At 33.4% G+C, this 20,366-nt stretch carries 20 protein-coding genes and 1 pseudogene; 7 read left to right on the top strand and 14 right to left on the bottom strand.

The window, feature by feature from the left end:
- Nucleotides 1-3: 3 nt before the first annotated feature.
- On the bottom strand, nt 4-2,109 hold the full coding sequence (locus tag BBB02_RS05635) for a heme lyase CcmF/NrfE family subunit (protein WP_458694620.1): 2,106 nt from the start codon (nt 2,107-2,109) through the stop codon (nt 4-6).
- A gap of 155 nt (nt 2,110-2,264) precedes the next feature.
- On the opposite strand from BBB02_RS05635, the gene BBB02_RS05630 reads away from it, so the two are divergent.
- Entirely contained in the window at nt 2,265-3,506 is a 1,242-nt protein-coding gene (locus BBB02_RS05630; RefSeq protein WP_127464233.1) for a hypothetical protein, read from the top strand.
- 212 nt (nt 3,507-3,718) lie between these two features.
- On the opposite strand, the gene radC is transcribed toward BBB02_RS05630, so the two are convergent.
- Nucleotides 3,719-4,399, bottom strand: a complete 681-nt coding sequence (gene radC, locus BBB02_RS05625; protein WP_019078756.1) for a RadC family protein — start codon at nt 4,397-4,399, stop codon at nt 3,719-3,721.
- An 868-nt stretch (nt 4,400-5,267) separates the two neighbouring features.
- Here radC and BBB02_RS05620 point away from each other — a divergent pair.
- Nucleotides 5,268-6,374, top strand: coding sequence for a D-alanyl-D-alanine carboxypeptidase family protein (locus BBB02_RS05620; protein WP_127464232.1), 1,107 nt, complete (start codon nt 5,268-5,270; stop codon nt 6,372-6,374).
- Nucleotides 6,375-6,406: 32 nt separating this feature from the next.
- Here the strand turns inward: BBB02_RS05620 and BBB02_RS05615 are convergent, their stop codons facing one another.
- The 6 genes from BBB02_RS05615 to BBB02_RS06655 form a co-directional block, all read right to left on the bottom strand.
- Entirely contained in the window at nt 6,407-7,765 is a 1,359-nt protein-coding gene (locus BBB02_RS05615) for a DNA recombination protein RmuC (RefSeq protein WP_127464231.1), read from the bottom strand.
- Between the two features lie 271 nt (nt 7,766-8,036).
- Complete coding sequence (locus BBB02_RS05610; RefSeq protein WP_127464230.1) at nt 8,037-9,197, bottom strand: porin; 1,161 nt, start codon at nt 9,195-9,197, stop codon at nt 8,037-8,039.
- A 100-nt stretch (nt 9,198-9,297) separates the two neighbouring features.
- Complete coding sequence (locus BBB02_RS05605) at nt 9,298-10,101, bottom strand: hypothetical protein (protein ID WP_127464229.1); 804 nt, start codon at nt 10,099-10,101, stop codon at nt 9,298-9,300.
- Nucleotides 10,102-10,273: 172 nt separating this feature from the next.
- Nucleotides 10,274-10,879 carry a hypothetical protein gene (locus BBB02_RS06575; protein WP_245970102.1) on the bottom strand — a complete coding sequence of 202 codons (606 nt, stop codon included), beginning with the start codon at nt 10,877-10,879 and terminating at the stop codon, nt 10,274-10,276.
- A 69-nt stretch (nt 10,880-10,948) separates the two neighbouring features.
- Entirely contained in the window at nt 10,949-11,212 is a 264-nt protein-coding gene (locus tag BBB02_RS06570; RefSeq protein ID WP_245970101.1) for a hypothetical protein, read from the bottom strand.
- The gene (locus BBB02_RS06655) at nt 11,193-11,324 is read right to left on the bottom strand and encodes a hypothetical protein (protein WP_256359532.1); all 132 of its coding nucleotides are present in this window, start codon (nt 11,322-11,324) and stop codon (nt 11,193-11,195) included. The genes BBB02_RS06570 and BBB02_RS06655 overlap by 20 nt, the downstream gene beginning before the upstream one ends.
- Before the next feature lie 201 nt (nt 11,325-11,525).
- Between BBB02_RS06655 and secA the strand changes: the two genes are divergently transcribed.
- The gene (gene secA / locus BBB02_RS05595) at nt 11,526-14,177 is read left to right on the top strand and encodes a preprotein translocase subunit SecA (protein WP_127464228.1); all 2,652 of its coding nucleotides are present in this window, start codon (nt 11,526-11,528) and stop codon (nt 14,175-14,177) included.
- 81 nt (nt 14,178-14,258) lie between these two features.
- Here secA and BBB02_RS05590 read toward each other — a convergent pair whose 3' ends face one another.
- Nucleotides 14,259-14,534 (bottom strand): transposase, encoded by a 276-nt coding sequence (locus tag BBB02_RS05590; RefSeq protein ID WP_127464227.1) that lies wholly within the window; start codon nt 14,532-14,534, stop codon nt 14,259-14,261.
- A 135-nt stretch (nt 14,535-14,669) separates the two neighbouring features.
- On the opposite strand from BBB02_RS05590, the pseudogene BBB02_RS05585 reads away from it, so the two are divergent.
- Nucleotides 14,670-14,801, top strand: a pseudogene (locus BBB02_RS05585) (IS256 family transposase); the annotation flags it as partial.
- A 49-nt stretch (nt 14,802-14,850) separates the two neighbouring features.
- Here BBB02_RS05585 and BBB02_RS05580 read toward each other — a convergent pair.
- The 3 genes from BBB02_RS05580 to dprA all read right to left on the bottom strand — a co-directional run bounded on the left by BBB02_RS05580 (nt 14,851) and on the right by dprA (nt 16,690).
- Nucleotides 14,851-15,045 carry a hypothetical protein gene (locus tag BBB02_RS05580; RefSeq protein ID WP_218937009.1) on the bottom strand — a complete coding sequence of 65 codons (195 nt, stop codon included), beginning with the start codon at nt 15,043-15,045 and terminating at the stop codon, nt 14,851-14,853.
- Nucleotides 15,046-15,204: 159 nt separating this feature from the next.
- Complete coding sequence (locus BBB02_RS06170) at nt 15,205-15,345, bottom strand: hypothetical protein (RefSeq protein WP_164741549.1); 141 nt, start codon at nt 15,343-15,345, stop codon at nt 15,205-15,207.
- 265 nt (nt 15,346-15,610) lie between these two features.
- Complete coding sequence (gene dprA, locus BBB02_RS05575) at nt 15,611-16,690, bottom strand: DNA-processing protein DprA (protein ID WP_127464225.1); 1,080 nt, start codon at nt 16,688-16,690, stop codon at nt 15,611-15,613.
- A gap of 61 nt (nt 16,691-16,751) precedes the next feature.
- Between dprA and BBB02_RS05570 the strand changes: the two genes are divergently transcribed.
- Nucleotides 16,752-17,129, top strand: coding sequence for a ferredoxin family protein (locus BBB02_RS05570; protein ID WP_127464224.1), 378 nt, complete (start codon nt 16,752-16,754; stop codon nt 17,127-17,129).
- A 29-nt stretch (nt 17,130-17,158) separates the two neighbouring features.
- Here BBB02_RS05570 and BBB02_RS05565 read toward each other — a convergent pair whose 3' ends face one another.
- Nucleotides 17,159-17,425 carry a hypothetical protein gene (locus tag BBB02_RS05565; RefSeq protein ID WP_127464223.1) on the bottom strand — a complete coding sequence of 89 codons (267 nt, stop codon included), beginning with the start codon at nt 17,423-17,425 and terminating at the stop codon, nt 17,159-17,161.
- Between the two features lie 563 nt (nt 17,426-17,988).
- Here BBB02_RS05565 and BBB02_RS05555 point away from each other — a divergent pair.
- Both BBB02_RS05555 and BBB02_RS05550 read left to right on the top strand, forming a co-directional pair.
- Nucleotides 17,989-18,948: a D-alanine--D-alanine ligase gene (locus BBB02_RS05555; RefSeq protein WP_127464222.1), complete on the top strand. Its 960-nt coding sequence runs from the start codon at nt 17,989-17,991 to the stop codon at nt 18,946-18,948.
- The gene (locus tag BBB02_RS05550; RefSeq protein WP_127464220.1) at nt 18,929-19,687 is read left to right on the top strand and encodes a cell division protein FtsQ/DivIB; all 759 of its coding nucleotides are present in this window, start codon (nt 18,929-18,931) and stop codon (nt 19,685-19,687) included. The genes BBB02_RS05555 and BBB02_RS05550 overlap by 20 nt, the downstream gene beginning before the upstream one ends.
- A gap of 135 nt (nt 19,688-19,822) precedes the next feature.
- On the opposite strand, the gene BBB02_RS06565 is transcribed toward BBB02_RS05550, so the two are convergent.
- The coding region (locus tag BBB02_RS06565; protein ID WP_245970100.1) for a hypothetical protein at nt 19,823-20,366 on the bottom strand (544 nt) is incomplete at its 5' end.

The following is a 20,366-nucleotide window of genomic DNA, read 5'->3' as shown; positions in this document are numbered from 1 at the left end:
GCTTTATGATACTGAAGGAACTACTTTTTTGCTAGAAGAAAAAGCAGCAAGTAGTGAACCAAAAGCGATAAGAAAGGATCCAAGCCAGATTATAGACATTCCAGGTTTATAGTGCACTTTGGCTGCGATTTTGCTCTTACTCTTATCAATCTCTCCAATTACAACATAAATATCAGAAAATAAATTGTGATAGATACTGCTTTCAACATTTTTCTGACCTTCCGCAAGGTAAAATCTATATTCAGGAGTTACTTCACCTAATATCTTATTATTCAGCAAATTCCTGATATCCATTGTACCCCTCACTGCATGGAAATTTTTTTCTTTTACTAGCTCAATATTTCGTAAAGTAACTTTAAATTTATTGACTGTTATACTGTCTCCTATTCCCAAGTAGTTTTCTTTTTTCTCCTGCCAACCAACTGAATAAGATATACCAAGCACTAGAATTGCCACTCCAGCATGAGCAAGCATCATTGCATAGTAGGACTTAGAAACTCTTCTTACTAATAAAATTGATTCACCAAATGCTACCTTAAATAAATAAATTCTTTTACTATATGCTTCTAAAACAAAGATTAATAATGCTATGGAAATGGTAATTGATAGCACAATCATTAGCTCCATGTGAAAGATAAACGGCAAAATAGCTGCAGCACTGCAAAATGAAAATCTATATTCGTGGAATATTGGCAATAGACTATTTCCCTGCCAACGGCAGTATTGCCCGATTATGGTGAGCACTAGAATAGCTAGTGCAATAGAGTTAAATAAAGAATTGTAATATGGTGCTCCAACTGAAATTAATTCACCGGTTAAATACTCAAGCACTGTAGGGTATAAAGTGCCAACGAACACGATGAAAAAAGCTGTAATAAATAATAGGTTGTTTATTAACATCACTGTGAAGCGTGAGAAGAATCTTCCACTTTCCACTACCTGAATAGCTTGACTGCTCATTTCTTTTTTTCTGGATTCCAGTGTCAAGCACTGGAATGACACCAAAGATGCACAATTCTTTCTCGTAAATACTATGAATATTACTAAGCTACCAATTGTAATTACACCAAGTAGAGCTAATATATATAGCCCATACCTTGAGTCATCTGCAAACGTGTGCACTGAGGTGAGTATTCCTGAGCGGACTAGAAATGTTCCAGTCACACTCAATATAAAAGTTGTGAGCGTAAGTAAAATAGCAACATTCCTTAAAGTATTGAAATTTCGTACAACGAGCAACAAATGTGTCAGCGCAACTGCAATTAGCCACGGCATCAAAGAAACGTTTTCCACTGGATCCCAGAACCAAAATCCACCCCAACCGAGTTCACGATATGCCCACCAGCTACCCAAGCTGATGCCCAAAGTGAGCAGCGACCAAGAAATAAGTACCCAAGGCCTGACAATTTTAGCCCAAACATTTCCTTCAATATTTAAAATTAATCCAGCTATAGAGAGCGAAAAAGGAACGCTAAATCCAAGGTACCCCAAATATAATATCGGTGGATGAATAGCAAGGCCTATATCCTGCAATATCGGATTAAAACCCAATCCATCTGTTTCAATGCTTGACATTTTAGTGAAGGGGCTGGATTCAAGTAAAGTGAACAGTAAAAAACAAAAGCAAATCAGCCCATGAGTGATAAGAGATATTTTTTTTAATTTACTACCATTAGTTCGTTCTGGTGTCATGCAAGTAGCTGACACTGGAATCCAGTTTTTATTACACTGCCATTTGATGTACTCATTTGCAATTAAATTGTCTGGATCCAAGTAGTCAAGCACTGGGATGACAGAAGGTATATAAATATCCATTAGTAATAAATACATGACAAGCACTAAGGTCCAAAGCAACATAGACCCTTCTTTATTTCCCCAAACTCCACAAATCTTATAGATCAAAGGTTTTGTTGTGTGTGAGTGGTAATATACGTTTTCGAGTGAGAAATCATTTGTAATGTGGCAGTAGATCAAAATAGCCATTGATGCTGACACACAACAAAAAAATATGACAGAGGAGACGAATCGGTAAAAACTAAGCGGTAGAAACAAATACGTTAAAGATAACAAACAGGCTATGAGTAGCGATATATTCCCAAATTCAGGCATAAGATTCATATAATGATATTACTAATAATAAATTGGGAGTTAAAGTTTTAATATAGGAACAAAGCTAATCTTCAATTATATTAATAGTAAGTAAAAATTAAGTATTAAGCTTTTATACTTTATATTATATAACATTAATATTGTGAGGTAATATTATGGGCACAACTAAGATTAGTGAATTTCTATTCAATATAAAAGGTAAAGTGGCAAAACAACATGCTGAACCAATAATTGAAAAAAATCTCTATACTATTTTAGGATTCAAAGATGTAGAAGATTTCGAACATAAGACAAGTAAGTCCGTTAACAAAAAAATTTGGCAGCTATTTATTGATTGCTTTGCAAAGGAAATAGATTATGTAGCAACTAAGCAAGTTGTAAAAAACGTCGTTTGTAATATTGCCAAAAGTGCCCAAGGGAATGCTTTTACTGAAGCTGAAAGCTTAATCTTAAACGAAAAACAAGATAATAAAAAGAGAGAAAGAGCGATTAAAAAAGCTACTAGTATTTTAAAAAAAATCAATTCAGAGAAAGCCTTCAATGAACTTTCAGTAATAAAAAAACAAGCCGAAGATTTTTTACAAACCGATTTTTATAAGGCGCAGAGCAAACCACTGCCAGGATTTGCTACATCTGGTGCGCAGCTTTTTGCGGAAACTTTGAAATATATAGAAACACTAGAAAAATTATCAGAAGTTAAAAAGGAAGATTTAACTAAGAGTTTCCTATTAAATTATATTAGTTCACTGAACAAAAAGTATCCTAAATCACAAGGTAAAAGGGAAGATGCTATACGAATACTATCAAGCGATGAGTTGAAGAATTTTTATAATAAAGGTGTAGAGGAAGGAATACTACAACCGCTGGTATCATATAAAGAATGCAGAAATCTGTATGATAAAATGAGCCAAACAAAGGATGAATGTATAATCAAAAAAGAAGAACATGAGAAAGCAAGTAAGTCAATAACCAGTATAATTAGTGACATAAAAAAATGTAGAGAAGCAGTCCTTAGTTGCAAAAATTTTCAGAGCTCCTACATAAAGGAAAAAGCAGAACACCCATTTAGAGGCACCTCATGTCAAAAAATGATTGATATATATCAAGAGAGAATTGCTGGATATCAGGAAAAAATTCGTCAAAACCTAAACCAAATAAGAGCAATATTAAAAGATACGCCGCAAGATGTGGAAAAATTTAAGGAAATAATCAATTGTGTGCATGAAGCAGAGCAGTATGATGAAATTTTTGATTCGGCTTTAATTTGTTTATCGAACATACAGAATAAGCTAGATATTCAACCAGAAAATCCCCTAACAGAACTCAGAGCTTCACAAATCAACGTTGAAATTGAGCTAACTAGGCTCTGTGAACAAAATATTAGAGTAAGCATGTGAGTGCTTCAACAAAATTCAAAAAACCAATAAAGACCTCATAAGTCTTATCAAAATAGGAGATTTCTAATAGTGGCAAATACCATGTATTTGCCACTATTACGCCATCTAAATCACACATTGTCTTCCAGAAGGAAAATTTTTGTTCCACTGGCAACCACCTCATGTATAGCTTTACTTTCATAATAAGAAAAATGGCAAAAGCAATTTTAGATCTACTCTAATAAAAGCCTATTTTCCTTGAAACTAAAATAGCTACTAAATGTGATAATAATATGATCTATTAATTCTATTCCTATGCTTTTGCAAGCTTCTGCAAGCTGTCTAGTGAGAAACATATCGCTACTTGAAGGCTGTATATCTCCACTTGGGTGATTGTGGGATATTACAATCGATGTTGAGCCAATCAAAAGAGCGCGTCTTATGATCTCTCTAACGTAAATAGGAGTTTGATCTACTGTACCAAAGTTCTGCAGATCTTCCGCTATTAGACGATATCTTTTATTCATATAGATGACGCGAAAATTTTCTTTATTAAGGCTTCCTATACTTACTTTTAAATAATCAAGCAAATTTTCCCAGTTATTGATTATAGGTAGGTCCTTTATTTCTTCTCGTGCAGAACGAACAAAAGCCTGTTTCACACAAAAGATAGCAGATATGGCTGCATTATTAACTCCTTCAATATTTTGCAGTGCTTCTAAATCGGCATTAAAAACTTTATTTAAACTGCCCAAATTTTCTATCAAACTCTTTGCTACTGGCTTTACATCGATTCTACTATATGCTGAATATAAAATGTGTTCTAAAATCTCATAATCAAGCAATGATTGTCCGTTATCTAAAATAATTCTCTCTCTTAGGCGCTTTCTATGACCTTTTTTGTAATCTTTCATTATTCATGAATTGCTTATCTCTTATAATAAGAAACTGAATTTTTAAGTAAAATATTTAATAAAACACATGAAGCATAATTGTAAATCTTTGAAGACAGCAAATGGTGTCATGAAAGTAGCTGACACTGTCCTCCATCCAAGAGGGTGTCATTCCAGTGCTTCTTCTATGCCATCCCAGTGCTTCTTATATGTCCCAGTGCTCCTTCTATGCCATCCCAGTGCTTGACACTGGGATCCAGCCTTTCTTACCAACAAAAACCTAGCATAACTTTTGTGCTCAAAAAATTTCCAGCATCAAGTACTGGAATGACATAGTAGAATGTCATGAAAATAGCCCCTTTGATGTCATTCCAGTGCTTGACACTGGAATCCAGACTTTAATTGTTATACTTGTAAATAACTCTGGTAAGAACAAATGTTCATCTCAAATGCAGTATTTTTGTTGAAATAGCTCAACTGGATCCCAGTGTCAAGCACTGGGATGACACCTCAAATATTAATAAATTTACTAGTTATAAAAAAGGCAAAAAAATCCCCGTGTAACGAGTTTTGACCCTATAATAATGTAAATTGGCGCTGTAATAATGTGCTAACGCTTAAAATAAGCGCGTTTTGGCTGAATGTAGAAAAAATAAAAAAGACATGCAGCCGCTATAATTTTTATGTAATTTGCCAATAAATATCTGAGTTTTTTACTGAATCTTTGTTGTTAAACCCGCGCGGATCGAAAACAAGGATAAATACTCTTATTATCATAATAAGGGGGCTGGCGCAGTTTGTCAAGGAAGTTTTATGCAAGAGATCTATTGAAATGCTCGTGCAAAATCATACTATTAATTTAGCACATTATAAATTTAAAATTATAAATATGTTAAGCAAATTAGTAACTTTGCTATTAATTTTTATACTCCCTTTTAATTCGTACTCATATCAGTTTAGAACTAAAGCAAAGCAAGCAGTTGTTTTAGATTTAGCTTCAGACTCTTTCATTTTTGATCATAATTCCAGTGAAAAAATGGCCCCATCTTCAATGAGCAAGTTAATGACTTTATATGTGGCCTTCGATTATCTAAAAGCTGGAATAATAAAAATGGAAGATAAATTTCGAGTAAGTAGAAAAGCATGGGAAAGGAAAGGCTCTTCTATGTTCTTGAAAGAAGGTCAATTTGTTACTGTAAAAGAACTGCTTGAAGGAATTACAATTGCCTCAGGTAATGATGCATGCATAGTGCTAGCCGAGGGTATCGCAGGATCAGAAGAGAATTTTGTTGCTGAAATGAATGAAGTTGCACAAGATTTAAATCTTAATGATAGTCATTTTGTTAACTCAAGCGGGTGGCCAAATGAAAACCATTTTATGAGCGCAAAAGACTTGGTAACACTGGCAAAAAGAATTTTCACCGATTTTCCTGAATACTATGATCTATTCTCTGAACAATATTTGACATATAACGATATTGTACAAAAAAATAAAAATCTTTTACTTTTCCATGATATTGGAGTTGATGGTCTAAAGACAGGTCATACAAGTGCTGGTGGTTATGGCATTATAGCATCTGCAAAACGGAACAATAGAAGAATTTTTGCTGTTGTGAATGGTTTGGACACCGAGAAAGAGCGAATAGAGGAAGCAAAAAGACTAATACAATATTCCTTAAATCATTTTAATACCAAGAAAATATTTGCTAAAGATAGCGTAGTTGAAGAAATAAATATTGTTTATGGAAGAGATAAAAAGGTACCCGTTACAGTTGCAAACGATGTTACCATAACTTATAACCGCAGATTACATGATAAAATTAAAGTGCGTATTGAGTATAAAGATATGGTACCCGCACCAATTAAAAAAGGTCAAGAAGTGGGCAAAATTTTTGTAGAAATACCTGGTGCTGAGCAACAGACTATACCTGTTTATGCAGCAAATGATGTGCAGGAATTGAGCTATATAAAAAAAATTTTTAGAAAGTTGTTTTAACCAGCAAACATAAGCTAAGGAGACCTGAAATACTAATCTACTTTCAACCCCTCAGCATGTAAACTGCGTGGTAAAGATTCCAACTCTTTTGCAGCAGTGAGTTCTTTATTTTTTGCATGTATAACAAGCTTATTGAATTCTCGGGCAGCAGGAAACACTCTTGCCTCAAGCGAACCAGCAGTTTTATTGTAATGATCAACAGCACTTTTTAAGCTTCTGCGTAAATTATCAAAATTTTCGCCCATTGTGCAGATTCGCTCATATAAAATATGGCCTAGTTCACTTATTTTCTTTGCATTTTCAGCTATCATCTCTTGCTTCCATCCATAGGCTACTGCCCTAAGTAGCGCGATTAAAGTGATTGGTGTTGCAATAATTACTTTTTTTTCTATTCCAATTTCTATCAAAGCTGGTTCACATTCTAGTGCTGCGCTGAAAACCCCTTCTCCTGTTAAAAAAAGCACCACAAGCTCTGGCGTATTTTCAAATTGGTTCCAATATTCCTTTCTGCCTAGATCATTTATATGTTTTTTTATTGCCAGAGAATGATTCTTCAATTTTTCCTTTTGTATCTGTAAATCATTTTGCGACATAGCATCCATGTAAGAATCAAGTGGTACTTTAGCATCTATTATTATTTGCTTTCCTGATGGCATTTTTATTATTAAATCAGGACGTAACAAATTGCCCTCATTTTTATCAATTACTGAGGATTGAGTAAAAAAATCGCAATATTCAATCATTCCCGCCATTTCTACCACTCTTTTGAGCTGCATTTCACCCCACTTGCCCCTAATGTGAGGTTTCCTCAGGGCATTGGCAAGGTTAGAGGTTTGGCTCATTAGCGCTCCAATTTGCTCTCTTAAACCTTCGTAAGCCCCTACCCTCTCCTTCTCTAGCTCACGTATTTCGCTGTCGAATTTTTCTAATTTTTCTTTTATTGGAGTGACAACTTCGTTGATCGTTGCTTGCCTTTTTTTGAAGTCACTTTCTGTTTCTTTTAGCTTATTATCGATCACTTCTTTTGCTAAGTTCAGAAAATTATTATTGTTTACCTGAAGAGCATCAAGAGAAAGTGCTTTAAAAGTGTTCGTAAGCCTCTCCTCTGCTTTTGTTAGTAATTCTATTTCCTTTTTCTTTTCTTCACGCTCTTTTTGAAGAATTACTTCAAGTTCTACGTTCCTCACTTTCAAATCAACTATTTCCTCATCCTTATTCAGTAAAGTTCGCTTTGTCTCTTGAAGATCATGCTCTACCCTACATAAATTATTCTCAAGATTTGCTAATTTTACTTTCTCCTCACTTAATTTTCTGTTCTTTCTTGCAATAATATAGAGAAATAGTAGTAAAAAAAGGAAATTCAATATAAAAGCTATAGAATTGAAAAGCATCAGAACACAGAAAAAACCGCACTCACAATACTATCTAATTTTTTTATATATAAAAAAGAAAAAAGAGCACCTGAAGAGATGCGCTTACTGAAGGGTTCGGTTTGCTAATTAATAACCGTTTTCTCCTACACTTGGATTAGTAACAGAATGTCTTTTTATTGAAAATCTTATGTAATAGTTATTTTTATAATATCAAATAGCACATATATTAACAATTCAATTTTACTCTCATTATTTACCACATTACAACACTTATACACCGTTTATTTCATTAAAAACTTAGCTTCAGCCCAACCAAAAGCACATACCCGGAGTTATTATTTTCTATTTTAGGTTCTTTAGTACTAAACTTTACAATATCTAAGTAGTATGAAGTACCAACAGCTAATGGATATTCAAGACTGAAAGCCTGTGATGTTAATTTGTTTGTACCTTTGCCTATAATATCCCTAACACTATTAAAATATGTTAAGCTTACTTTACGAGAATCAGAATGGTAAGCAACACCTGCATTTACATAATACATATTATTTGTTTCAGGACTACGCTTCTCACCAGATTTACCGCCATTACCGTACGAAAAAATGCAATCAAGTTCAAAAAGTTTTAGCTTCAAGCCAAAATTCCAGTGTAGTAATTGATTACGGCATTTATAATTTTCAGAAGTCCCATCTTTGCAATCAGTTAAATTTTCCCTTGCAAATTCACCAGTCAAAGCAGTAGTAAAATTTATTTCATCTGATAAGCCATTTTTATAGGAAAGACCAGCGGCTATCAGATTATTATATTGTAAATTATTTTTACCTGGAACATAACTGAATCCAAGTTGAAAGTTATGAATTTCAGGAGAAATATAGTTTATCATTGGTTGTTTTAACTTCAGCTCTAGTCCATTATAGTCGCTGTAAATATTGGGTTTTACCCAAAACACCTTATCTTTATCATACCCAGAACCATCATCTTTTTTTTCATCACCGCGCAAATTTGCGTAATTTGTCCAATGACCATTTACTCCTCCAGCAGCTGTATAAATTTTTGAAGTGTTAATTAACATACTCTGACTAACTAAACTTCCTTTACCATATTCAAATGATCCAAACTCCTGATTCTTTATGATAAAATACCACTTCTCCATTTCTAACTTTTCTATGTCTAGTGCCTTTAAGTTTGCAATACCAGAAACTCCTGCCTTAACATCAAAACCCATTTGAGTATTTGGATAAACTTGCTGTAAATAAAGCAAGCGCAGGTTTGAATAACTTGAGGTCTTGTCTTTGGTAGAGCTAAAAGAATCTCTATTGAAAGCGTAGCCAAATCTTAAATCTACTTTTCCATCTAGTTCTACATAAAACATCTCCTTATCCAGAATTACCCTAGCGTTAGCACTTCCCCCCACAAGTAATGATAAAAATAGTGTGATTAGTAACCTCATAGGTAAGCTTAAATTCTTAATATAAGCTTACCAGAAATAAAAAACAATCCTTATATTGTGTAGAACTTAGATACTACAAACCAATTAATGACAAAAGCGTTTAAGCATTCTTCACACTATGTTTTTGAATTATATTTCCATAAATAATTGATATACTTGGTAACTTTCGCTTTAGTAACTGCTTATTAATGGTAGAATATATACGACTAATTATTTTAGATGTGTTCTTTGCATCACAGTTAATCAAAATAAAAAGCACCTTATTCTCATCAATAAATCCTAGAAAATCATCACTACGGCAATTTTTATAAAAATGCTCTGTGATTATACTCAATGCATCGTTTATCTCATTAAATTTATTATTGAAGCCTATTATTCCTATAACTGCATTAATTTGATATTCAAAGGCAAAATTCAATATGACATATAACTCCAAAATCGTTGAATCATTGTCTGGTATATCAAACAAGTTGTGTTTTTTATATTTCTTACCCATCAGATATTTATCCCTAAACATTCCTAGCTTATGAAACAGGCTAATGTCACGTATCAATAGCTCATAATTAATCTTGCTATTAGTAAATTGCGTTGTGCGAAAAACTTTCACCTTTGTTTTTATATCTTCTCCTTTAGCGTCGATTAAAGAAAAGCCTATCACTTTTGGCAATATATCGGGCAAATCGCGCCCATCTTCAGTATACTCCAAATAGCTTTTCATATCTTCAGCTGCTCTTTTACTTAAAATATCGATTAACGGCTTATTAAGTAAATTCTCTTCCTCACATTTTAATAAATTCCTTGCAGCTTGATTGAGTCCCAAGATTAATAAGTTCTTTTTCTCATTATCCTGACAAACAGATATCACAGCATCATCTTTCCTTCTTGCAGTTATAAAATCTTCCATATCTTCTCACATATAACGTATTTATAAGTATAATAAGATTGTATTAAAATTCATTTACCCATTAATATACTTGATAAAGCATAGACAAATCGTCATGTTGCTGCATGTTCTAAGTCATGATAAAGGAAGCAAAATTACAAATATAATTTTGCTTGTTCTCTTTATACCTTCACTACAACAACTTATTTTGCTGTATTGGATTAGATGGTTGAATATAACCTAAACTACTGTAACACGATTCTTCGTATGAAGGTAGTAGTTCCTCAAGCGGTACTGAAGGTTGTACTTTTTCATAATTGTCAGAAGGAAAATTGTCCGATTCTTTATTATTAGTTGCCTTATCCATACATTTTATTGGTTGCTCTATATAGTCTTGTATTTCTTTTGTAAAACTATGATTTAGATAACAACTTGTTAAGTAAGCTACACCTGCTACTGTTAGTGCTAATGCTGCAAAAACTAAAGATGAAGCTCCTATACACCTAAAAACCTTTACTTTATACATATTCATATGAGCAGGTGGGTAAATGGTTGTTGCTAAAAAAATAAAAAAACCAAGTGAAAAAAATATTAACACGCAAATTCCACCCAATGAACAAGATCCTAACGCTACTTCTTTTAATGATTCTTCGTTTTTCTTTTTATTATTAAGGCTTCGATACATTTTATTAACGTTAGTATTGCTAATATAATCTTCTAGTTCTTTTAAAATTTTAGTCTTTAACTCTTCAATCTCATTATCTATTGACGAATAGTATTTTTTATACCGCTGCTTCAATTGAACGTCTAATACTGATTTACCACCATTTAGAAGATTTAAAATGTCTTTTTTGCATAACTCAATCTCCTAAGAAATTTTAGAATCGTTTTGTTCTTTTATATCTTGATCCATTTTAGCCTGTAGCTTTTGACCAAAATCTTTAAATACAGTTCTGCAAGAAAGGTATTTTAATATAATAGGTAAAGCCAGCTCATTTCCCTTACTAAGCAAAGATAAAAGCTTCAAAGCGAAAGAATTAGGTACTGCTTCTCTTGGTAGAATTAAGGTGAAATCTTCCCATCCTTGGCAAACTAATTTTATTGAAGAATCTTTAAACCCTTTTGTAACCAAATTTTAATGAAGCAAAAAATTCTTCTAATTCTTCAAAAGGACAACTATTTTTCTCTAATTTTACTTTTATAATATTGCTTAACATTGTAACTCCACTAACCGTTTTATACATGTAGCTTAAGACTATTTTAATAATTTATCAAGAAAGTTTAATTATTAATTATTATAGTATTTAATAAAATAAATATACTCTTTTACATTTCATCCGCAAGACTCTTTTCCTTAGTTTGTAAATAAAGATTTTCTGAATCTAATTGCCGCAGGTTACGTTTAGTAATATAATCCCATATTAAATAAAACTTTACCTAAGTTTATGCCAGACTCTACGTTAGTTTTAACAACTATTCTTATATTCTTCATCTTTACGTTGTCACTTTTTTTTATAAAAAGGATATTTAGATCAACGAACAAGAAGATAATAAAATCCTTCAGAAAAATTGCTCAGCAGATTAATGCGCTAGAGCAAGAAATGCAGAGCTTATCTGATGAGGATCTTGCTAGTAAAACTGCGGAATTAAAACAAAAACTGAAAAATGGAAAAACACTAAATGACCTTCTCGTACCTGCATTTGCGGTTGTACGAGAAGCATCACGAAGATTCCTTAACATGAGGCATTTCGACGTTCAGCTAATTGGTGGCATGGTTCTCCATAATGGCATGATATCAGAAATGAAAACAGGAGAAGGAAAGACACTCGTCGCAACTTTAGCTGCGTATCTAAATTCTTTAGAAGGAAAAGGTGTGCACGTCGTAACTGTTAACGACTATCTTGCAAAACGAGATACAGAGTGGATGAGTAAATTATATAATTCTCTTGGAGTTTCTGTTGCATTTATTACAAATAATTTGACAGACGACGAGAGAAAAAAGGCTTATAGCGCAGATATCGTATACTCAACAAATAATGAACTTGCCTTTGATTATCTACGAGATAATATGAAATTTTCTCAAGAAGATATAGTTCAGAGAGGCTTCAATTACGCGATAGTAGACGAAGTAGACTCTATACTGATTGATGAAGCGCGTACTCCGCTCATTATTTCTGGCCCACTTGAGGAAAATAATCAGATATATAAGCATATCAATAAAATAGTAATCAAATTAGTTGATTCTGACTATGAAGTCGATGAAAAGAGTAGAGCAGTGTTCCTCACTGAAAATGGCATTTCACGAGTGGAAGAATTACTAAAATCGTATAACCTCATTCCTGGAAGTTCCTCGCTTTATGATACTAGCAATATTATACTGACTCATTATATAGATCAAGCACTTCGTGCACATAAGCTGTTTACTGCTGATAAAGATTATATAGTGAAAAACGGTAAGGTGGTAATTATTGATGAGTTTACTGGGCGCATGATGGAAGGTAGGAGATATTCTGATGGTCTTCACCAGGCACTGGAGGCAAAGGAGAATCTTGAAATTCAGCATGAAAGTCAAACTTTAGCATCAGTTACATTTCAGAACTACTTTCGTATGTATAACAAACTTTCTGGTATGACAGGAACAGCAGCAACAGAGGCAGAGGAGTTTCATGATATATATAGATTAAATGTAGTAAAAATTCCAACTAATGTGCCTGTTAAAAGAATAGATGTTGATGATGAAATTTATGGCACAGAAAAAGAAAAATTTAGTGCTGTATTAAAGTTTATAGCGGAATGTCACAAACGCCTTCAACCAGTGCTTGTTGGCACTGTGAGTATTGAAAATTCTGAAAAACTTTCCGATCTTTTGAAAAGTTATTCTCTTAAGCATTCAGTATTGAATGCTCGTTATCATGAACAAGAAGCGTATATAATAGCGCAAGCTGGAATACCAGGCAGCATTACTATAGCAACAAACATGGCAGGACGTGGAACTGATATTCAGCTTGGTGGAAATGTTGAAATGATTGCAAAAATAGAGCTCGAGAAAATAAAAAATGCTGATGAAAGAGAAAAAAAATATCAAGAAATAGTCGAAAGAGTAAAAAAAGATAAGGAAATTGCTATAAAAGCTGGTGGCTTATGTGTTATCGGAACCGAAAGGCATGAAAGCAGGAGAATAGATGATCAACTGCGTGGCCGTTCTGGTCGTCAAGGTGACCCTGGGCTTTCTAAGTTCTTTTTATCACTTGAGGATGATTTAATGAGAATATTTGGCTCTGATAGAATGAGGAATTTTTTACAAAAAGTGGGACTAAAGAACAATGAGGCTATTCATCATCCATGGATTAATAAAGCACTTGAGAAAGCACAGAAGAAAGTTGAAGTTAGAAATTATGATGTGCGGAAGTCTTTGCTAAAGTTTGATGATGTAATCAACAATCAACGTAAAGTTATTTTTAAGCAGAGAAATCATATTTTAAACAATGAAATCAATGATTTAGTTGAAGTATATAGTGAAGTAAATGAGGATATAATAGAAGGTATAGTACAAAGTGGTTATTACGAAGATTATGTTGAAGATATTGCAAAAGAATTCTACATAAGATACGGGATAACGCTTAATCTAGCAGAGTTTTTGAATAAACAAGAAGCCTTGGATTATATAAATAACAAAATACAAGAATTTTTTACTAAGAAAGAAAAATATTTCAACAGTCAACAAACTACAGATTTGTGGAATACGATAGTGAAACAAGTGATGATCATGACACTTGATCATTTATGGAGGGAGCACCTTTCGGTCTTAGAGAGCCTAAGACAAAGCATAAATTTGCGTGCCATGGGGCAAAAAGACCCACTGAATGAATTTAAACGCGAAGCTTTCTTAATGTTTGAGTCGATGCTTGAAAAGTGGGGGGAGCTTACCATTCACCGCCTAGCGCACTTTAAGTTGCTAGACAATCAAGAAATAGGCAATAGGTCACGCTCTACTAAAAATAGCAGACTTCCAAAAGTTTCAAGAAATGACAAGTGCACTTGTAACTCTGGAAAAAAATACAAACACTGTCACGGTGCAGTTGCCGTAGTGAATTAGTTGTTGCAAGCACATTATAGCTGCTATAGCTAACCGAAGTAAGATTTGCCCGAGCACTGAAAGACAAAATCAATAGCCGAATTAATATTGGGCCAAAAGGTTTGTAGAGCCTTTCTTATGGCGTGCTTGCGGATTTAAATCTGGCAAGTATGGAGGCAAGAACAAAATTTTACACCCAATATTTTCTATCAAATTTTTCGTCCTTGCAGCTTTATAAAAGCTCGCATTGTCGAGAACAATAGTCTGTCCAGGTTTAAATACAGGAACAACTACATAAGCATCAAAAATCTCGTTGTTGCAGTAGCCATCAATTATCCATGGTGCTTTAACTTTTCCTTCATTTAGTGCTCCAATCATGCTTACCCTCTTTCTTTTAAACCCTGGGCAAATAACCTCTTGCCTCTTTGAGACCACCCATATTCATAAAATTCATTGTCCTCTATTCCAGACTCATCTATGTATATCAAGTTTTCTTTATTTATTTCTTTCTTCTTGTACAAGCTGGTATATTGTGCTACAAAAAAGGTGGAAGAAAAGTGGACGATGCCTGTACGTGATTGGGCATTAATTATGTCCCAGCTCGACATTTTCTTTCCTGATAGATTGAAAATTGAGTTGAATTAAAATGTAGTTTGACACAGTTTATTTAACACTCCCAATTTGGCAAATCTATCTAAGTCTTTAATCTTATGGCAATATCCTTTTTGATAACCTGAATATGGTTTCTGTTTCTTTTTTCCTTTTCCTCCACAAATATATTGGTTTTATGCTCACTTTGAATATTTGACTGATTTTTTTTATCGACTCCTTTGAGAATACGTTCTTTCAGATCCTCACTATATGGACTTGGCATCTTCTTCTTTCTCATTACTTATTATACCATTCTAACCAATTTTACCATATAGCTAAACCTTTCTTGGGTTAGCTATAGATGATAAAATATTTGATTCTAGTTCTTTATAGTCTACTAATCCGGTAGTTCTATTTGCTTGACTCATTTCAAACCTCCATTTTTTATATCAATTTATTACTTTTCTTTTCGGCTTGACACACTTTTTTGAGCGTTCCCCACTTTTTCTATCACCTTTTCAAATTCTTCTAAAGTTAAGCCTGTTATATTACGAAAATTTCTTGGGTGTTTCTTTATATTGTAGTAACTAAAGCTCATTTTTTTACCTTACTCTATCTGCTTATTCCTCTTCTACCTCTCTCCCATCATTTTATCATTACCTTTTGCAACAGATCTATTGATGCATGAGTCTGGAATCTAGGAATTCTGATTATATATTAAGTTAGTAAGTATAAAAGTTATGTAAAAATACAACGTTTTTAGTGAGATTACAGAAATCCAGCGTCACACGCTGGAATGACATCTTTCTTGGTGGACTCAAATCATAATATTTGTACGATTGTGGACTTATAACTAAAGCAATCTAGAAAATTAATGATATTTTATTCCCCGGCGAACGCTCTATTTTGTTTTCTAACTCTAGTTCCAAAAGAGCCATTAGAGCTATGTTAGTAGAAAGTCCGCTTGCTAATATAAGTTCATCTATATCAACAGGTACAGAGTTAATATGATCAACTATAACAGATTTTGCCTGTTGTAATTTTTCTTGTTTTTGGTCAGCAACGGTATCAAATAGACTTTTTTGTTGAAGAGGCAAACTAAATCTCACGCTCTCTATTATATCATCAGCGGATTCAACAAGTTTAGCGCCGTTTTTAATTAGATAATTGCTACCACTACAGCGTGAATCTAGAGGGAAACCAGAAACTGCAAATACCTCTCTTCCTTGATTTAAAGCAAAATCTGCTGTTATTAGAGAGCCAGAACGTCTCGATGCTTCAATCACTACAACACCCAGCGATAGACCAGATATAATTCGATTCCTTTGAGGAAAATACTGAGACTTTGGTTTAGTAGCAAATGGAAGCTCAGTAATTACTAATCCGCCATTTTCAGTGATTTTTTTGTATAGATCAAAATTCTCTTTTGGATACACCACATCAATTCCGCTTGCTGTAACAGCAATAGTGGGGTAATTTTTGTATATTACACTGTTTGCTGCAGTGTCGATTCCTCTTGCAAGTCCAGAAATTACGATGAAACCAGCTTCACTTAAGTCAAACGCCAACTTACTGGCAAAATTTCTTCCATTCATTGAAGAATTACGTCCACCGATTATTGCAATTATCTCACGACTTAATAATGATACATCACCAAGCGCAGTTATTACAGGAGGACAACTAGAGATATTTCTTAAAAGATCAGGGTAATCTGGGTTACATGCGGGTATAATTTTAGCTCCAATTCTTTTTGCATTATTGATCTCTTCTCGTGCATCTTGAATGCCATACACCTTATTATTAGCCACCCTATTGAGATATTTTAGCACCTCATCTAGCGATCCATGTGTTCTTAGTATACTAAAAAACTTTGTTGGTCCTATAGTTCTAGCCAAGCTTAACCATACTTCTAATTCTTTGTTGTTCAATTTATTTATCTTCATAAAAGACTTGAATTTCTTATCAATTTAGTGTACCCAAGATAATACAAATATACAGTGTTTTATGACGCATTTTGTTACAGATAAATGCATAAAATGTAAATATACGGACTGTGTGGAAGTATGTCCCATTGACTGCTTCTATGAAGGTAAAAACATGCTCGTGATTAACCCAGATGAATGTATTGATTGCGGAGTGTGCATACCTGAGTGTCCGGTGGATGCAATTGTAACTGATGATTCCATAAAAGATATTTTAGAACTAGATGAAGGCTTGCTGAACAATGAACAAAAAATCTTTAAATCATTTTACAACATAAATGTAGAATATTCGCAAAAATGGCCAAACATTACAGCTAAAAAGCAACCCCTAGATACAGCAGAAGAGTATAAAGAAAAAAAGGATAAGACAGCTTATTTTGATGAAAATTTAGGGTCATAGAGTACAAAAATAGACTTACATTTTTTTGATTAAATAGACATTGAATTGTAAGCGTCTATTTCATCTGCCATAGACGATAATTGTGCACTCTCAAAACGGAGATTGTTTGCAATATCTATTAATTTCTCACTAATTTGTGAACGAGGTTCAAGCACTGGAAAGAAAGCGTCACATCTAGCCTTGCATAGAGGTTCGTCTGTTTCATTGAACGCCTCTTCACAGTTTTTGTGGCAAATATGAGATAGGTTACGTGCCTGAGACATTAATGAATTCGAGTTTTGTGTAGGTATAACCATAATATACTCCTAAATTAAAAAACTAACGCCACGGTAGCATTTATGTGTTAATAAAATTGTAATATTTATATCAGCATAATTACTTTCCAGATAAGTTTACTTTATTAAAAACTTCAGGAAAATATTGTACAATTACTCATGAACTTTGGTAAAACTTACGGCAAACGCTAATGTATCTTTCAGTAAAAAAGCTTTACAGCATTTTGCTAAGCTAGTTGAGTTTACTAAGCAGCCCACTCAAGAATTAGCAGAAAGACTATTTAATAGATCATGAAATGGAACTATCTGTAGTTGCTGATCAATATGACATTGAAGGTGTAGAAACAGTTGATTACAAAGATGTAAAGTGGAAATCAAGTGGATTACAAAATTAAATTTTTAAAGAATATTACTGAAAAAGATCTTCCAGTTTTACTTACAATCTGGTGTCTGATCATAAAGGAACCAGTTTGCATGACACCATCTGCAAGTTTCAATATCTGTACGGCTGTGGAATTTTTCAAAGCGTTTTTTCTATTGAAGATAAAAGTATCTTTTATATATGATATATAGCAAGGTATAGAATGCTTATGGTTCCAACTATAGCAATTTTAAGTGGTGGATTTTCTTGCGAAAGAGAAATATCACTTATGAGCGGAAAAGCAGTCAAGAAGGCGCTTCTTGACAGCCTTTCATATAAGGCAATAGAAATAGATGTTGATAGCAATATTGCTCAAAAGCTTAAAAAAACTAATCCCGCTCTTGCTTTTATTGCTCTACATGGTCCTTATGGTGAAGATGGCTGTATTCAAGGTTTATTGGAGATTTTAGGTATAAAATATACACACTCAGAAGTTATGGCTTCGGCTGTTGCTATGAATAAAGTGATGTCAAAGCATATATTCCATTCTCTTAATATCGACACTCCAAGAGGTTATGTAATTAGTCGAGAAGATCTGCTAAAAAATAATATTAAAGTTGATTATCCGTACGTCTTAAAACCGATTAACGAAGGCTCAAGCATTGGAGTACACATGATTTTCTCACATGAGGATTACTTAGAGCTGAAAAATAACAGTTCTACTATAATGGAAAAGATGACCATAGAAGAATACATACCGGGTATAGAGTTACATACTGCTGTGTTGCTGAATGAAGCAATTGGTACTATGGAAATACGACCGAAAAATAAATTCTATGATTATGAAGCAAAGTATACAGATGGATTTGCAGAACATATATTTCCTGCTAAAATTCCTGACAACATATATAGAATGACCTTGGAACACGCACTAAAAGTTCATCAATTTTTAGGATGTAAAACTGTTTCCCGCTCAGACTTCCGTTATAATCCCCAAAATAACACTTTAAAAATGCTTGAGGTTAATACACATCCTGGCTTTACTGAATTATCGTTAGTACCAGAAATTGCAAAATTGACAAGAGGAATTGATTTTAATGAATTAGTCAAAATTATTGTCGAAGACAGTTTACACCACAGGAATATTAGAGATCAAGCCGACGATGTTGAACAATGTTACTAGAAGCCAAAGGAGTTTTTTGCGCAAGTGTGCTTTCATGATTATAACTGCACTTTTCCTTACAATAGTATTTTATAGTTCACTTGATAAAATAACAAATCGATTCAATTACTACTTTACTTGGTGTGACGATCGCTTATCGAGCTTATTAATTAGCAATGGATTTTCAATCGACAAAGTAACCGTTACTGGAAACAAATTTACAAATGAACAGGACATTCTAAGTTTAGTAGACAGAACACAACCTATTATGTACATATCCCTCTCAAAACTAACAGATAATATACAATCTGTAAGCAAATGGATAAAATATGTAAGAATTTACAGGATTTTGCCCAATACCTTACAAATTGATATAGATGAACATACACCCTTCGCTCTTTGGAAAGATGATAACAGAACTTCAGTAATTGACTCTGAAGGTAAAGTAATCGTAGATGACTACCAGATAGATAATCTCGTTATAATCAAAGGACAAAATTCGTTATCAAGCCTAAAATTCATTAAATATATACTAGAGAGGAAAACTCAATTAAGTGATCATATTTCTTCTTGTGTCTATGTAGGCAATAGAAGATGGAATATCATACTCGATGGCAGTGCCACAGTAAAATTGCCTGAAGATAATCCTTATAGCGCATGGGATTATTTAAGCCACTTGCAAAATACAACCGACTTTACTTTTAGCAATTGGAGCATAATTGATATGCGTGTTGCTGATAAGATCCTTGTGAAGAAGTGATCTGCTCGGTGCTCCTTTTCATGTCATGCAAGTGGCCCTTTTTCTGTCATCCGAGTAGCTTAAAACTGGAATCAAGATTGCAAGTAATCAATTAGGTTGTGTCTAGTACACCTTAATATAAAAACCCTGCTGTGATTAGAAATACACTAAATCTTGGTTTGTACATGTTTCATCTTGTGCAGCAAAAGACAATAATTTTGCGCTCTCAAGAAAACTTTTTGCACTAGCTTCTAAGAGATCAGATTTTACTTCTGTGAGTTCACATGTAATCTGATCTATTTTCCCATTCAAATTTTTATGTGCATCTTCGATTAATTTATTCATTTCATCTTCTAAAAGCTTCCTTACTTCTTTGTTTTGTGAAGTGACAATATAATCTATTTTGCTTGTGATTTCAGGTTTGATAAGGCTTTCAATTTTTTCCTCAGTATATTTTTTTACTTCTTCTTCTACCTGAGTTTTGATTTCTGGCTTTAGCAAATCTGCAACTTCTGGTCCTACTTTTTTCACTGCTTTTTCAGCTGCATTTTTTGCTGCTTTTTCAGCATTTGCTTCTACTGACTTTACTGTCTTATCAATTGAAGTCGATATTTTTTTTTCTATTTGATTAGCTTTTTCGGTAGCTATTTTATTAGCTTTCTCTTCAGCTAAAGTTAGCATTTTTCCTTCTATTTTTTTT

The organism is Wolbachia endosymbiont of Bemisia tabaci, assembly GCF_003999585.1.
Classification (GTDB): domain Bacteria; phylum Pseudomonadota; class Alphaproteobacteria; order Rickettsiales; family Anaplasmataceae; genus Wolbachia.
This window is presented reverse-complemented; position numbering and strand designations above follow the sequence as displayed.